Below are 15121 nucleotides of genomic sequence, written 5' to 3'. Positions count from 1 at the left end.
CGTTCTTTGGGCCTTGGTTGACTGAATTTTGCCCGGGAATCTCCGGGGGTTAGCTGCCGTTCCGGGCCGGCGGGGCCTTTCGTCCCATGATGGCCGCCCAGATCAGAACGACGCCTCCGATGCCGATGACTAGTCCCAAAAACACCAGCGACGCGATGTCGGAGGGGATCCGGCCGTCCTCGACCACTGACATTCCGCCAAACAGGAGCGCGCAGAGCCCCGGCAGCAGCATGAAGATTCCGGCGATCGCCATCAGCGCGGTCAGGCAGCCGCCGCGCTGTTGCTGGTTGGGAGGCACTGCCGGTGGGGTGTGGCCGGAATCGCTCATGGTCTCTTTCTCGCGGCCCTGATCAGCATCACGCCGGCGAATGCCACCAGCAGTGTGAGGACGAGGACGGGGACGAAACGGATATCCAACGGGATCGACGAGTCGGCGATGAAGATCAAGGCGCAGATGCCGGGCAGCAGCAGGATCACCCCGAACATCACCATCAACGCGGTGGCAAGTCCGCCTCGCGACGGTGGAGGTGGAGGCGTCTCGCTCAACGAGGCATCTCCTCGCTCTGCGTGGTTTCCCGATAAGTGTCGCCGCGCAGCGCCGCGCGAATGCCGTCGATCTTGCCGTTGCGGTAGAACAGATTGTAGGTGTCGAACGGAATGATCGCGCCTTGCTCCGTCACGAAATGGATGCAGCTGCGCTTGACGTTGCCGACGCAGAAATTGAAGCGATCGAGAAACTGCACGATGGTGACGCGGAAGACGTTCTCGTAAGAGAGCCCTTCCGGCACCTGAAAGCTCGGCAGGCAGCACAGCAGCTCGCAGACGCGCTCGGAGGTGTTGAGCGGGCCCGACGACAGCGAGAACAGATCGACGAATTTCTCCCGCAGCACCGGATATTTCTCCGGGCTGATGGTGTTGGGCATCACGGCGACGAGCTGCTCCTGCGGAATCAGCGAGGTCAGCGGCAGCACCCTCTCGCCATTGCGCAGGCCATAGCCGATTGAGATGCTTTCGGGATTGCAGGGCAGCGGGATCATGTCCTTGTCGCCGAACACGCCGGTCTCGGTCACGCGCTTGCGGATCTCCGACAGCATGATGCGATCGGTTTTCTCGTCGAAATTCTCGTTGCGGCCGGCGTCCTGCACCGGCTGCAGCGTGACGCCGCGCACGCATGTCCAGGTCAGGGCGTGGCGAACGATGTCGCCGATCTCGGAATCATTGACGCCGCGTTTGATGGTCGCGACCAGCGTGGTCGACACGCCAAAATGTTCGAGATTCTCCAGCGCCTGCTGGCGGATTTTTCGCAAATCCGCGCCGCGCAGGTCGATCAGCGCATCGCGCTGCAATGAATCGAACTGGAGATAGACCTCCAGCCCGCGCCTGTTCTCGGCGAGCCGCGCCACGAAATCCTTTTCGCGGGCGATGCGCAGGCCGTTGGTGTTGATCATGACGTGCCGGATCGGGCGGGCGCGCACCGCGTCTAGGATCTCGAAGAAATCAGGATGCAGCGTCGGCTCACCGCCGGAGATCTGCACGAGATCGGGCTCGCCCTCGCTTGCGACCAGCGCATCCAGCATCTTCTCGATCGTCGCGAGCGGGGTGAATTTCGTTCGTGCCGGCGAGGATTCCGCAAAGCAAACCGGGCAGGTGAGATTGCAGTGCTCGGTGATCTCGATCAGCGCCAGGCAGGAATGCTGCTCGTGGTCGGAACAGAGACCGCAATCATAGGGACAGCCGAATTCCGTGCGCTGCTGGAATTGTAGCGGCCGGTCACCTGGCTTGATGAAATCCTTGCACAGGCGCCAATAGGCGGCATCCGTCGACACCAGCGTCGACTGGACGCCATGCTCCTTGCAGCGCTTTTCGTACCAGACCTCGTTGTCCAGGATCTGGATCTTGGTCGGCACTAGCTTCAGGCAGGTCTCGCAAAGAGATTGGGTCTGGCCCCAGAAAATATAGGGACGCGACTTACGCAACGGCGCGTTCATGCATGGGTCTCGCTTTGGGCGCCGTCGCCAGCATGACGCCGGCGTAGAGCAAAATGGACAGCGACAGCAGGTGAAACAGGGTGAAGGGGCCGATCAGCGTGCCGTAGGGCTTGAGGAATTCCCACAGGAAGCGTTGCGCTCCATAATAGACGAGAACCAGGTAGAAACCATTGGTGATCACAAAGGCGTTCCGGTTCACGACGGCCAGCACATAGAGCAGCGCGAATACGGCCATGGCCGCGCTCTCGTAGAGCTGCACGGGATGGCGCAGAACGCCGTCGCCGAAATCATGGGCCCAGGGCAGCGTCGTCGGCGTGCCATAGGTGAAATCGTCGAGGCCCGCGAAATAGCAGCCGAGCCGGCCGATCGCGATGCCGAGCGCCAGCGGCAGCGCAAAACGGGCACCGGTTCGCGCGGCGATCCCCGCGGACCATTTGTAGAGCTCGATCGCGACGATGCCGCCGGCCAGCGCCCCCTCGACCGAGCGCGCAATGCCGCTCTCGCCCGACAGCCACAGATTGGCGGAGCCGAACAGGTAGGCCCCGAGGCCCGCGCCGAACACCAGCGCCGCGATATAGGGCAGCTCGAAGGATTGCGCCGGAAACTGCAGGCGCTGTCGCGACAGCCAGTAGACGGCCGCCGCCGCCGCCAGCCAGGCTACAATGTCGAAGAGAGTATGAAGCAAAGCCCCGCTCATGCGGGGATATTAGCCCAGGTTCCGGCCGTGCGGGATAGTGCGCCTGCTCGTTCTCCACGCCGGAGAAGCGAGGCGGACCGCTAGCTGGCTTCGCGCTCTTCGGTCGGGTAGACGCCGCGCAGCACCTCTTCGAAATGCATTTTCACCGCGTCGTTGCACAGGCAGGCGCGAAGCCTCAGGCCGTCGCGGTTGCGAACCAGGATCGATCCGCGCCTCGTGTCGAGAATCCGTTCCGCCTTGAAGGATTGAAGCACGCGGCTGGCATAGCTGCGGCCAACGCCGAGCAGCGTCGCAAGCTGTTCGTGGGTCAGCGGCACGCTGTCCTCGTCGCCGGTGCGCTCCATCGCCGCCAATATCCATTTGGCGGTCCGCTGTTCGATCGAATGGATCGCATTGCAGGCGGTCGACTGGAAGATCTGCGCCAGCATGCAATCGGCGTAGCGGGCAAAGATGTTGCGCAGCGACGCCGAGCGCAGCTTGGCCGCTTCCAGCTTGGCGACATGAACGCGCGCAAACGGGCCGCCGAATTTCACGCAGATCCGGGTATAGGCCGGCAGGAATCCCTCGCTGACGATGCCGCCCACCGCGCCTTCGCGACCGACCAGGATGGTCTCGACGTCTCGGCCATCCTCGTTGGGGACCAGAAAGGTCGCGAGCGCCGGTCCGCAGGGGAAGTGGACGACCTGGACATCGTCACCGGGGCTGTAGAGCAGCTGGCTGGCGGCGGAGTTTTCGACGGTCACGTGCGGTGCGAGCAGGGCGTAGTCTGCCTGGCTCAAACGCCGCAACAGATTGTTGGCCGGACGGCTCTCGACCTCGGTCATCTTGCTGATACGCGCATCCATCGTGAACTCCCATCCTCCTCCCCATCTTAACGAGTTCCGTGCATTCCCTGTGTGCACAAGTGGACAGACTGGAGAACGGCAATGTGGTGGGTTTCGTTCCAGGAACCCTCCGGTGCGCTGTGCGCAGGCATCGTGTCGCGGCAGTCCTGATCCGAATCCCCGACACACAAGATGCGATCATGACACCCGCACTTTCCAATGGCTCAAGCTGGCCGGCCGATGTTCTGATCGTCGAGGACGACCCGATCATCGCCATCGATTTCGAGGACCGTCTGCTCGGGTTTGGAGTGCCGGGCGTGCGGACCGTCGGTTCGGTGACGCAGGCGCTCGGCGCCATCGCTAACCGTGCGCCCGATTTCGCGCTGCTCGACGTCGAGTTGATCCGCGAGACGAGCTTTGCGGTCGCCGCGCGGCTGGCTGCGCTGAAGATCCCGTTCGTCTTCGTGACCGGCTATGGCGCCGAGGCGCGCATTCCGCCTGAATTCTCCGGCCAGCCGTGCTTGCAGAAGCCGTGCTCGAGCGACGCGCTGGAGGCGGCGCTCAAGGTGCGCGCCCTCGATTAGCGATCAGGCCTGCTTCGGATCGAGCGTGGTCGACCACAGCGCGACGTCGGCGCGGTCGCGCAAGGTCACCGTCATCTGGCCCGAGGCGCCGTCGATCTTGACGTGACCGAAGAACTGCATGCCGGCGGAGGGCGGCAGGTTCTGGCTGTCCTTGCCCGGCGCCTTGACGAAGCGCACCTCGGGTCCAAAGGTGTTGTCGAGCGCGTTCGGACCGAACGTGCCGGCATGCAGCGGGCCCGACACGAACTCCCAGAACGGCTCGAACTCCTGGAACTGCGCCTTGTTCGGATCGTAGTAATGCGCGGCAGCGTAGTGCACGTCCGCCGTCAGCCACACCGTGTTGCTGATTGGCGCCATCTTGATGAAACGCAGGATGTCGGCAATCTCGAGCTCGCGGCCGCGCACCGGGCCGTCACCCTGCGCGATCGCTTCCGAGCCGCCCTTCGGCGTGTCCGAGACGACAAGGCTGAGCGGCATGTCGGAGGCGATCACCTTCCAGGTCGCGCGCGAATTGAGCAGGCCGCGCTTGAGCCAGGCGATCTGGTCCGGGCCGAGGAAGTAGCTGGCGGGGCCGTAAGCGGTTTCGAGATTGGGGCCGTTCGGACCGCGATAGCTGCGCTCGTCGAGCATGAACACGTCGAGATGCGGGCCGTAGGAGATCTGGCGATAGACCCGGCCCGGCTCAACGATGCTCTCGCGCATCGGATACATCTCGTGGAAGGCGCGGCCCGCGCGGGCGGCGAGCAAGGCGATGTCGCGCTCCTTGTAGGCGGCCGGCAATTCCTTCGACAGCGACCAGTTGTTGGTCACCTCATGGTCGTCCCATTGCACGAAGATCGGCACCTCGGCATTGAAGGCGCGGAGGTTTTCGTCGGTGAAATTGTATTTGTGCGCGGCGCGATACTCGTCCAGCGTCTCGGCGACCTTGGCCTTCTCGGGGATGGTGACGTTCTTCCAGATCTTGCCGTCGGCGAGCTTCACCTCGGATACAATCGGGCCGTCGGCATAGATGGTGTCGCCCGAATGCAGGAAGAAATCCGGACGGTGCTTGCGCATCGCCGAGAAGGTGAACATGCCGCCGTCGTCGGGATTGATGCCCCAGCCCTGGCCGGCGACGTCTCCGCCCCAGACGAAGCTGACGTCGCGGCGGTCGGCCGGCGCGGTGCGGAAGCGGCCGATGACCGGCTCGCCCTCGATGGCGCTGTGGGAGAGATCGCGGAAGCGGACGCGATAAAAGATGTCCTGGCCGCCCGGCAGGCTGTCGATCAGCATCTTTGCGGTGAAGTCGCTGTCGGGGAGCGCTGCGATCGGCGGCAGCGCGCGGGCATCCCTGAATGACTCCGTCGTCGCCACCTCGACCAGCATCTGCGCGGGCCGATCGGTGCGCGCCCACACCACGCCGCCGTCGACAGTGACGTCGCCCGACTGCACGCCGTGAGTGACCATCGGCCGGTCCGCGGCGCGCGAGAGATAGGGCATCGCCATCGTGCCGAGCGCACCGGCACTGGTGGCAAGGAAGCGGCGGCGGGAGAATTTGATGTTCATGGGACGGGTTCGCTGGCTAGCTGTCTTGCGCTGTCATTCCGGGGCGCGCGAAGCGCGAATCCGGAATCTTGAGCATCCCCGGTGCGCAATTGCGCACCTGCGGTCTGGTCCTTCGGACCATTCCGGAATGACCGTGTGAGCTATATTGAGACAATGTGACGCAGCGATAACGCGCGCGAGCGTTACGCGTTGCCGGCGGCCCTGAACTGCGCGCCCGCGCGTTGCAGGTTCTGCGGCAGGCTGAACAGCACCGCCTTGCGGTCGGCGACGGCGGCGTGGAACTGATCCAGCGCGATGTTGAAGGCGGTGAGCGCGGCTTCCTCGATCGCGCCGTGATCGAAGCAGCGCAGCGTGTCGCGCAGGATCTCGTCAGCCTCGGTCTGCATCTGGTCGAGCTCTTCGGTCGTCTCGCATCTGCGTGCAGCGGCGATCATGTCGAGCAGCCGTTCGCGCTGATGGTTGTTGTTGTCGCGCTCGTCCTTCTTCAGATAGCCGGCGAACCAGGCGCCGATCGAGCCCATGGCGGACAACGCCATCAGGCTCCACCAGATGTAATCGCTGTATTTGTCGAGGAAGGTCTTTTCCTCGCCGTCGACGAAGGCGGCAGCGCCCGGATGTACCGGGATCACCGCATCCTTGTCGGTGTCGGGCGTCTCGATCTTCGCCGCCAGCGGGAATTCCGTCACCAGCTGCTGGCGCACGGCGAAGAGCTGGCGCGTGAACGCGGCTATCGTGGTTTCGGATACGCCTTTGCGCGCCACGACGTGGTGCGAGAAGCTGATGGTCTTGACCTCGTCATCCGGGCGGGCGGGCGAGCCGCCATAGGTGCCGGCGGGAATCTCGGACGCTTCGTAGACCGGGTGGTTCTGCGCGATCGCATCCGCGGACTCGATCGCGAGGAAGCTGGGCGCGCCGAAATCCTTGGTGGAGGCGGCGATCGCGTCTGCCGTGATCTTGCTGTTGACCGGGCCGGCCGCGAGATAGACGTCGGCCTTCTGGGCCTTGATCGCTTCGGCGACCTCGTTGGCCGGGAATTGCACGATCTCGACCTTGGCGGGATCGACGTTGTATTGCTGGAGGATCACCTTGAGCAGATTGACGTTGGCCTGGGTGCGGCCGACCACGCCGACGCGATGGCCGGCGAGCTGCGAGATCTTGGTGATCTTCGCGCCCCGCTTCTTGCCTTTGCCCGGTACGGACCACAGCACCACGACGTTCTTGCGTAGGGTCGCGACCGCTTGCGCGTTCTTGGGCACGTCGAGGTCGCCGCGCACGATGGCGAGATCGACCTTGCCTTCCGCAAGCGCATTGGCGCTGGCGGTGGCGCCGTCGGTCTGGATCGGTCGCAGCCGCACCTGGCCCTTGCTCTGCGTGAAGGCCTGCGTCAGCGCCTGCACGACCTTGACGTCGTCGCTGTTGGCGGGACCGACCGCGATCTTCAACGTCACGGGCCGCATGGCGAAATAGTAGCCGCCAACGAGTGCGCCGATGATCGCAAGCACGAGCGCAAGAGACACGAGCGCGGTCTTCCGCGCCGCGGATCGCGGCGAAGGCGGAGAGGGCGTTTCGGCCAGGTCCAATCCCCCGGTCATCGATCTCCCAAACAGGCGCTTCGGGCTCAGTTTCATCTTGGCCGGCGATTTACGCCCGTAATTGTAGCAAATTTCTTGTCCGGCGGGGTTACATCTCCGTCATGGTTAGCGAATGGCGGGAATCCCCGTATGAACCCGGGCGTCAGCGGGGTGTTAGGGTAAAGTTCCCCTGAAGGACGGAGACATGACCATGGCAGATCGGCTTTCGGCGGAGGCGCGCAGGCAGGTGCTGGGCGGACTACCCGGTTGGAGCGAGGTTCAGGGCCGGGATGCCATCGGCAAAACCTTTATCTTCAAGGATTTCAACGAGGCGTTCGGCTTCATGACCCGCGCCGCGCTGGCCGCCGAGAAGATGGATCACCACCCCGAATGGCGCAACGTCTACAAGACGGTGGAGGTGGTGCTGTCGACCCACGACGCCGGCGGCGTCACGGCGCTCGACGTCGCGCTGGCCAAGACGATGAACGCGATCGCAGGCTGAGACCGGCCGACGTCTTGCAGCGATCGGCCACATCCCCATCTTGTGATCAGCCGGGATCGGCGATCCGCCGCCCGGGGCCGAACGGGGAGTTTGTCGAACATGGCTGCCGAACACAGCGTCGGTTTCGAGCCGGCCGACCGGCTCGCGGAAGATCGCGAGAGCGTGCGCCGCCGCTTCTGGCGCAAGCTGAAGCGTGTCGCCGCGCAGCTGCCGTTCGCGGAGGACCTGCTTGCTGCTTATTACTGCGCGTTCGACCGGCAGACCCCGCGCCACGTCCAGGCCGCGCTGTTAGGTGCGATCGCCTATTTCATCCTGCCGTTCGATTTCGTCGCCGACGTGATGCCGGTCCTCGGCTTCGCCGACGACGCCGCGGTGCTCGCCACCGCCATCCGCATGGTTTCCAGCCACATCACGAATGAGCATCGCGAAGCCGCGCGCGCTGTGCTGAAGCGCGGTGTGGGTGAGATGGAAGAAGGCGCTGCGCAGTAGGCGCGATCTCCCACCGCTGTCATTCCCCGCGATCCGGCTCCGCCAAGGCTTCGCCGGGGTTGATGTCCAGCTTTAGCGAAGGCGGCAGGCGAGGAATCCAGTACGCCGCGGCGTCTCGGTTCAATCGCGACTGCCTCTGGCATGCCGGATCGCCTGCCCCAGTGGCAAGTGCGCACAAGGCGGGCGATGACAGCGAATGTGGGGATGAAGCTCGCTACTTCTTCCCCGCCTCCGCCCGCGCCTTCTCCGCGTCCCATGCCTGGAATTGCTTGAACAGCTTTTCCCTGTCCACGTCGGACACGTTTGCGGCCGTGGGACTCTGCTTCAGGAACGCCTCGAATCGTTGCCGTGTCACCGGCTCGACGCCGTGCTTGTCGAGCCATTGCTGCGCCACCGGCAATCTGTTCCACCCCGACAGGGGTGCCGCGAGCGAGACCTCCTTCCACTTGGGATGGAAAGGCGGGTTCTGGAGCGCCGGGAATTTCGTGAAGAACGCGTCCACGAACAGCGCGAGCTTGCGATAGCGTTCAGTGTTTGGCGCCCAACTATAGGCCGCGAGCACCGCCGGCACCGCGATGGTGTCCACGCTCTCGCCCTCCTTGATCAGGTTCGGATAGTCCTTGGTCGTCAGCGTCGCCGGCAGATAGTCGCTCTGGAGCGGCTTTGCATAGTCGACCTTGGCAAGATGGAAGCGGCCGTCATTGTTGAAGGTCGAGACCGATTTGTACGGCTTGCCGCCGACCACGATGACGGCGTCGATCTCGCCGGCCTTCAATTTCTCCATCGCGATGCGCTGCTCGACATAGACGAAGTTCGCCTTGATCCCGAGCCGCTCGAACACCGTGAGCGCGGTGACGAAGGTACCGCCATTGGGCAGGTCGACGCTGACCTTCTTGCCTTCGAGGTCTTTCAATGTCGCGATCGATTTCGGCGCGATCACCTGCATCTCTTCGTTGTACAGCTTTGTCACATAGGTGAACTGCTTCTTGATGTCCTTGGCAAAACCCTTGCGCTCGAGATAGTCGAGCGTGTCGGCCCGCACGATGCCGAGATCGACGCCTTGCAGGAACAGGATGTCGGCAACGCTCTGCACCGAGCCGCGGCCGACGATCGGCAGCACGCGGATCTTGTTGCCGTCGTCGAGCACCGAGGCAAGGTCGGCGCCGAATTGCACGTAGGTGCCGCCGATCGTGCCGGTGATCAGCGTGACGGTGTTGGCATTCAGCGCCTGCTTGGTCGAGGTCGAGCCGAACTGGAAGATCGCCTTCAGGCCGTCCGAGACCTTGGCCGGATCATATTCGGTCTGCTCGGCGCCGCTGGCGGTGGAGGCATAGATCGTCATGATGGCTGCAAGTGCCATTCCAAAAGCGTTACGCATGATGTCCTCTGAAGAGTTCTAGTTCTGAAACCGGACGAGGTGCTGGCGCGCCTCCGCCGATCCGAGTGATGCAGCCCGCTGGTACCAGTCACGTGCGGCGGATGCGTCGGCAATGACACTTCGCGCATCGCTGGTGCCGAGCACCGTGGGATCATAGGTCTGCGCCAGCAGAAGCGCGGCCGTTGCATCTTGCGCATTGGCCGCGCGTTCGAGCAGCAGCCGCGCTGCGGCGATGTCACCGATCCTCAACAGGCTCTTCGCGCGCGTCATCAACCCTGCCAGCGTGTCGGCGTCGAGCGTCCTGACCGGCTCAGGCGGTGCAGGCTGTGCCGCGACGGGCTCCGGTGCTTGCACCGGTCCTTGCGCTTGCAGCGCAACCTGATAGGCGGTCGCTATCGCTTCGCGGCTTGGCGCCAGCGGTGCAGGGAGGTCCCGTAAGTCGGCGCTCGCCAGCGTCGTGTCGGACACGCGGGCCGGATCCTTGAGCGGGGTCTGCGGTGTCGCCGGCGCATTGGCCGACGCCATGGCTATGTCCGGCGCGACCCCCACCCAGCTACCGGCATTGGCGGTCATGAAGCCGCGAAAGTCGGATTGATACAGGACGGCCAGAACTGCCAGGGTGGACGCTGCCAGAACAGCCGCGAGAACACGCGGCACAATTCTGGAACGCAACTCCACCGGCGTATATTCGCTTGGGTCCGGCGCACCGAGCGGATCGGACAGGAACAGCGGAATCGGATCGTCCTGCGAAAGATCGGCCCGTGCGGCGCGCGCACGGACAAAGGACGCGGTCGGCGGATGTGATGCGGCTCGATTGAAGTCGAGCGCACTCGACTCCTTCGACGGGCGGTACGCCGTCGTCTCCATGGTGATGCTCCCCATTACTACGCAACGCAGGGGCATTCCCGGCTTCAGTCTTTTTATTGTTGTCCAGAAGTACCCCGCAAACTGGAGCCGGTAAATCGCCGTCTGAATCAGACCAAAAAACGACGACGATTTGCGCGAATCGGGAGAGATTTGGGTTTGATTGCGGCGAAGCCGGGGAATGCACCGCAATTTTGGCGGGAATGGTTGAGGGACCTTTACCAGGCGACGGCGCACGAAAAAGCTGGCGCAGCTTCAGCGACGCCAGCGATTCGAGCGGTGACAGTTGTGCATGTGGCGATGGCGACGCCTACATCCTCACGGATGCAGGATCACCTTGCCCATGGCCTGACGTCCCGCGAGCACCTTCAGTGCATCCGCTGTCTGCGCCAGCGGGAAGGTGCGGTCGACATGCGACGAGATCTTTCCTTCCGCGGTCCACTTCACGAGCTTCTCGAGATTGGCGCGGTTCTTCTCCGGATTCTGTCGGGTCCAGGCGCCCCAGAACACGCCGCGGATGTCGCAGCCCTTCAAGAGCGCGAGGTTCAGCGGCATCTTCGGAATGTCGCCCGCGGCGAAACCGATCACGAGGAAGCGGCCTTCCCACGCGATCGAGCGCAGCGCCTGCTCGGCATAGGCACCACCAACCGGATCGAAGATGATGTCGACGCCCTTGCCGCCCGTGAGTTTTCGCAAGCCTTCCTTCAGATCTTCCTTGGCGTAGTTCAGCGTCAGCTCGGCGCCATGCGCTTTCGCGAATTCGAGCTTCTCATCCGACGAAGCGCAGGCGATCACCTTCAATCCCATCAGCTTGCCGAGCTCGCAGGCGGCAAGGCCGGTGCCGCCGGCCGCGCCTAATACCGCAAGCGTCTCGCCCGGCTTCGGGCTGGCGCGATCTTCCAGCGCATGCAGCGCCGTGCCGTAGATGATGATGATGCCGGCCGCGCGGTCGTAGTCGAGATTGTCGGGGATCTTCACGATCGAGGCCGCCGGCAGCGCGATCTTCTCGCGCGCGCCGTTGTGGCCGCAGGAAGCGACGACGCGGTCGCCGACCTTCAGATCGGTCACGCCGGCGCCGATGCTCTCGATCACGCCCGCGACTTCCGCGGCCGGCGAGAACGGGAATGGCGGCTTGATCTGGTACTTGCCCTGAATCATCAGGATGTCGAAGAAGTTCAGCGCCGCCGCCTTGATCGCGATCACCGCTTCGCCGGGACCGGCCACCGGATCCGGCACCTCAGCCAGCACGAGATCGTCAGGCTGGCAATATTGCGAGCAGAGGATGGCTTTCATGGCGGCACCTTGGGCGTTTCGAGTGGAATTATAGTTTGGCCGTTTCTGCCGGATTTAGGCACGGGCGACAATCCGGTTTCTTTGCCAGACGCCATGTTCGGCCTATCCTCGTCATTGCGGGTGCAGCGAAGCAATCCTGACTATTTCCGCGGGACGGATTCCGGATTGCTTCGCTGCGCTCGCAATGACGGAGCAAGAAGAAAAGGGAGGATTCAAACGATGTTTGAAACAGGTCTGCTCAGGGGCAAACGCATCCTCGTCACCGGCGGCGGCTCCGGCCTTGGCGCGGCGATGGGACGCCGTTTCCTTGCACTCGGCGCCGAGCTGGTGATCTGCGGCCGCAAGCTCGACCGGCTGGACGCAACCGCGAGCGAGATGCGCGAAGAGACCGGTGGCAAGGTCACCACCATCGCCTGCGACATCCGCGACGGCGCCGCCGTCGATAGCATGATGGAGCAGATCTGGCGCGAGGCGCCCCTCGATATCCTTGTCAACAACGCCGCTGCGACGTTCATCGCACAGAGCGAGCATCTATCGTTCCGAGCAGCCGATGCGATCCTCGCGCCGACGCTGCATGGCGCGATGTATTGCACGCTCGCCGCCGGCAGGCGCTGGATCGAGGACAAGCACGGCGGCGTCGTGCTCTCGATCCTCTCGACCTCGACCATCACCGGGCGTGCCTTCACCGTGCCGTCGGCGATGGCGAAATCGGCGCTGCTGGCGATGACCAAAAGCCTCGCGGTGGAATGGGGACCGAAAGGCATCCGCACCGTCGCCATCGCCCCGGGTCCGTTCCCGACCGCGGGCGCGTCGGGGCAGCTCCGCCCCGAAGGCCGTGACGAAGGCTGGACCGCGCGCAATCCGCTTGGCCGGACCGGAGAGCACAGCGAGCTTGCCGACCTCGCCAGCTTCCTGGTCTCGGACCGCGCTGCTTACATCAATGGCGAGATGGTCGTCATCGACGGTGGCGCGCATTTGCGCAGTTCCGGCGCCGAGGATTTGTTGCGCTGGACCGAGACGCAATGGGCCGACCAGCGCGCCGCGCGATCCAAAGCTTAAGGCGCCGCCGATACCGCTAACTGCCTTCCCAAATTGGACTTTCCCGGCTATCCCTGCCGGGGGACAAAGCGCGGCCGGGCCATCTTCCAGTCACAATATTGAGGGAACCACTCCAGCATGTGGCGGGTGCTATCTTTAGCTTTGATGATCGGCATGATGACGTGCGGGATCGCCGATCTTGCGCGAGCGCAGACGGCGCAACCGGCGCCGAAGGCCGCACCGAAGTCTGCGGCTCCGGCGGCCAATACGGCTGCAAAGAGCGCGGCAAAGCCCGAGAGCAAGCCTGCGGCCCCGCCCGCCGCGGTTGCGGGGGGCGCGGAGCCGACCCTGATCGGCCAGTTCGGCACCTGGGGCGCTTATTCGGCCACCCCCAACGGCAAGAAGGTCTGCTTCGCGCTGGCAAAACCCTCGTCGTCGAAGACCAATCCGCCGAATCGGCCGCGCGATCCCGCTTATGCCTTCGTCTCGACCCGTCCGACCGAGAAGGTGAACAACGAAGTCTCGGTCATGATCGGCTACGCCCTGAAGCCGGGCTCGGAATCGTCGGTCGAGGTCGGCGGCGCCGCCTTCGCGATGTATACGCAGGGCGACGGCCTCTGGATCAAGAACGCCGCCGAGGAGGAGCGGATGGTCGAAGCCATGCGCAAATCCGCCGAGCTGGTCGTCAAGGGGGTCTCGGCCAAGGGCACCGAGACGACTGACACGTTCTCGCTGAAAGGCCTCGCCCAGGCGCTGGACAAGATCGCCCAGGATTGCCGGCGGTAAGCCTCTCGGCTTAGTCCTTTAAGGCTAAGCGACAGCCACGGTCGCAATCGGCTGTTCCGGTTGCTATATAGGGCCGGTTCCAGATTTCTTCCGTCATTCCGGGGCGATGCGCAGCATCGAACCCGGAATCTCGAGGTTCCCCGGTGCGCAGTTGCGCACCTGAGGTCTGGTCCTCAGGGTCGCTTTGCGATCCCTTCGGACCATTCCGAAACGACACAAAACCTTTAGGTCCATTCAATGCAACCGACGACGACCGAGCCGCATAACGCAATCCTGGTGGAGAAGACGCCACTCGAGACCTATGTGCCGCCGGCGAGGCCTTCGCTGATCGGTCTGTCGCGCACGGAGCTTGCCGATCGCCTCGGCGAGATCGGCGTCGCGCCGGCGCAACGCAAGATGCGCGTGCAGCAGCTCTGGCACTGGCTCTATTTCCGCGGCGCTCAAAGCTTCGACGACATGACCTCGATCTCGAAGGGCATTCGCGCCGAGCTCGCGCAGCATTTTACGGTCGACCGGCCCGAAGTCGTGGCTGAGCAGATCTCCAACGACGGCACCCGCAAATGGCTGTTGCGTCTGCCGAGCGGCGACAATGTCGAGCGCGCTCATGAAGTCGAGTGCGTCTACATTCCCGAGACCGATCGCGGCACGCTCTGCGTCTCCTCGCAGGTCGGCTGCACGCTGAACTGCTCCTTCTGCCACACCGGCACGCAGCGCCTGGTGCGCAACCTCACCGCCGGTGAGATCGTCGGACAGATCATGGTGGCGCGGGATCGGTTGAATGATTGGGCCGACCGTGAGGACGGCACGCGCCGCGTCACCAACATCGTGATGATGGGGATGGGCGAGCCGCTCTACAATTTCGACGCGGTGCGCGATGCGCTCTTGATCGTCGGCGACAATGAAGGCATCGGCATCTCTCGCCGCCGCATCACGCTGTCGACCTCGGGCGTGGTGCCGAACATCGTGCGCGCCGGCGAGGAGATCGGCGTCATGCTCGCGATCTCGCTGCACGCGGTGCGCGACGAGCTGCGCAACGAGCTGGTGCCGCTCAACCGCAAATATCCGATCAAGGATCTGCTGCAGGCCTGTCGCGACTATCCCGGCGCCTCGAATGCGCGCCGCATCACCTTCGAATATGTGATGCTCAAGGGCGTCAACGATTCGCTCGACGATGCAAAATTGCTGGTGAAGATGCTCAAGGGCATTCACGCCAAGATCAACCTGATCCCGTTCAATCCCTGGCCCGGCACCGCCTATGAATGTTCGGACTGGGACCAGATCGAGAAATTCTCCGAATACATTTTTAATGCCGGCTATTCCTCGCCGGTGCGCACGCCGCGCGGCCGCGACATCCTCGCCGCCTGCGGCCAGCTCAAGTCGGAGACCGAGAAGCTCAGCGCACGCGAACGCCAGGCGCTGCGCGCTATGGCGATGACGGATTGAGGATGGCAACATCCTCAATGCTCGTCATGGCCGGGCTTGACCCGGCCATCCACGTCGAGCGGCGAGCACGAAAGTCGTGGATGCCCGGGTCAAGCCCGGGCATGACGGTCGTGAGCGTC

16 protein-coding genes are annotated in these 15121 nt (G+C 63.9%); 6 read left to right on the top strand and 10 right to left on the bottom strand.

What is annotated here, in order from left to right; all coding sequences use genetic code 11:
• Positions 1-49: 49 nt before the first annotated feature.
• From GA0061098_RS30290 to GA0061098_RS30270, 5 genes are all read right to left on the bottom strand, one after another.
• Positions 50-328: a hypothetical protein gene (locus GA0061098_RS30290; RefSeq protein WP_091965078.1), complete on the bottom strand. Its 279-nt coding sequence runs from the start codon at positions 326-328 to the stop codon at positions 50-52.
• Positions 325-546, bottom strand: a complete 222-nt coding sequence (locus GA0061098_RS30285) for a hypothetical protein (RefSeq protein ID WP_091965076.1) — start codon at positions 544-546, stop codon at positions 325-327. The genes GA0061098_RS30290 and GA0061098_RS30285 overlap by 4 nt, the downstream gene beginning before the upstream one ends.
• Positions 543-1988 (bottom strand): radical SAM protein, encoded by a 1446-nt coding sequence (locus tag GA0061098_RS30280; RefSeq protein ID WP_091965074.1) that lies wholly within the window; start codon positions 1986-1988, stop codon positions 543-545. Before GA0061098_RS30280 ends, GA0061098_RS30285 begins: the two co-directional genes overlap by 4 nt.
• Positions 1969-2685: a prolipoprotein diacylglyceryl transferase gene (locus GA0061098_RS30275; protein ID WP_091965072.1), complete on the bottom strand. Its 717-nt coding sequence runs from the start codon at positions 2683-2685 to the stop codon at positions 1969-1971. Before GA0061098_RS30275 ends, GA0061098_RS30280 begins: the two co-directional genes overlap by 20 nt.
• Before the next feature lie 80 nt (positions 2686-2765).
• Positions 2766-3530, bottom strand: a complete 765-nt coding sequence (locus GA0061098_RS30270; RefSeq protein WP_091965070.1) for a Crp/Fnr family transcriptional regulator — start codon at positions 3528-3530, stop codon at positions 2766-2768.
• A gap of 179 nt (positions 3531-3709) precedes the next feature.
• Between GA0061098_RS30270 and GA0061098_RS30265 the strand changes: the two genes are divergently transcribed.
• Entirely contained in the window at positions 3710-4093 is a 384-nt protein-coding gene (locus GA0061098_RS30265) for a response regulator (RefSeq protein ID WP_091965068.1), read from the top strand.
• Positions 4094-4096: 3 nt separating this feature from the next.
• Here the strand turns inward: GA0061098_RS30265 and GA0061098_RS30260 are convergent, their stop codons facing one another.
• Together GA0061098_RS30260 and GA0061098_RS30255 are read right to left on the bottom strand one after the other, a co-directional pair.
• Complete coding sequence (locus tag GA0061098_RS30260) at positions 4097-5638, bottom strand: alkaline phosphatase D family protein (protein ID WP_091965066.1); 1542 nt, start codon at positions 5636-5638, stop codon at positions 4097-4099.
• Between the two features lie 182 nt (positions 5639-5820).
• Positions 5821-7266, bottom strand: coding sequence for a TAXI family TRAP transporter solute-binding subunit (locus GA0061098_RS30255; RefSeq protein WP_091965064.1), 1446 nt, complete (start codon positions 7264-7266; stop codon positions 5821-5823).
• A gap of 154 nt (positions 7267-7420) precedes the next feature.
• Between GA0061098_RS30255 and GA0061098_RS30250 the strand changes: the two genes are divergently transcribed.
• The gene (locus tag GA0061098_RS30250; protein WP_091965136.1) at positions 7421-7711 is read left to right on the top strand and encodes a 4a-hydroxytetrahydrobiopterin dehydratase; all 291 of its coding nucleotides are present in this window, start codon (positions 7421-7423) and stop codon (positions 7709-7711) included.
• A gap of 99 nt (positions 7712-7810) precedes the next feature.
• Positions 7811-8200 carry a YkvA family protein gene (locus tag GA0061098_RS30245; protein WP_038950942.1) on the top strand — a complete coding sequence of 130 codons (390 nt, stop codon included), beginning with the start codon at positions 7811-7813 and terminating at the stop codon, positions 8198-8200.
• A 214-nt stretch (positions 8201-8414) separates the two neighbouring features.
• Here the strand turns inward: GA0061098_RS30245 and GA0061098_RS30240 are convergent, their stop codons facing one another.
• The 3 genes from GA0061098_RS30240 to GA0061098_RS30230 form a co-directional block, all read right to left on the bottom strand.
• Positions 8415-9578 carry a TAXI family TRAP transporter solute-binding subunit gene (locus tag GA0061098_RS30240; RefSeq protein WP_091965062.1) on the bottom strand — a complete coding sequence of 388 codons (1164 nt, stop codon included), beginning with the start codon at positions 9576-9578 and terminating at the stop codon, positions 8415-8417.
• Between the two features lie 18 nt (positions 9579-9596).
• The gene (locus GA0061098_RS30235; RefSeq protein ID WP_091965134.1) at positions 9597-10445 is read right to left on the bottom strand and encodes a hypothetical protein; all 849 of its coding nucleotides are present in this window, start codon (positions 10443-10445) and stop codon (positions 9597-9599) included.
• A gap of 315 nt (positions 10446-10760) precedes the next feature.
• Positions 10761-11735, bottom strand: coding sequence for an NADPH:quinone oxidoreductase family protein (locus GA0061098_RS30230; protein WP_038950945.1), 975 nt, complete (start codon positions 11733-11735; stop codon positions 10761-10763).
• 219 nt (positions 11736-11954) lie between these two features.
• Between GA0061098_RS30230 and GA0061098_RS30225 the strand changes: the two genes are divergently transcribed.
• The 3 genes from GA0061098_RS30225 to rlmN all read left to right on the top strand — a co-directional run bounded on the left by GA0061098_RS30225 (position 11955) and on the right by rlmN (position 15002).
• Positions 11955-12794 (top strand): SDR family oxidoreductase, encoded by an 840-nt coding sequence (locus tag GA0061098_RS30225; RefSeq protein WP_091965060.1) that lies wholly within the window; start codon positions 11955-11957, stop codon positions 12792-12794.
• Positions 12795-12911: 117 nt separating this feature from the next.
• Positions 12912-13559: an invasion associated locus B family protein gene (locus GA0061098_RS30220; RefSeq protein WP_091965058.1), complete on the top strand. Its 648-nt coding sequence runs from the start codon at positions 12912-12914 to the stop codon at positions 13557-13559.
• Between the two features lie 237 nt (positions 13560-13796).
• A complete protein-coding gene (rlmN, locus tag GA0061098_RS30215; protein WP_091965056.1) occupies positions 13797-15002 on the top strand; it encodes a dual-specificity RNA methyltransferase RlmN in 1206 nt (401 codons plus the stop codon).
• Positions 15003-15121 lie beyond the last annotated feature (119 nt).

It is taken from the genome of Bradyrhizobium shewense (assembly GCF_900094605.1).
GTDB classification, from domain to species: domain Bacteria; phylum Pseudomonadota; class Alphaproteobacteria; order Rhizobiales; family Xanthobacteraceae; genus Bradyrhizobium; species Bradyrhizobium shewense.
The sequence above is the reverse complement of the archived record's forward strand: the minus strand, read 5'-3'. Positions and strand labels throughout refer to the sequence as shown.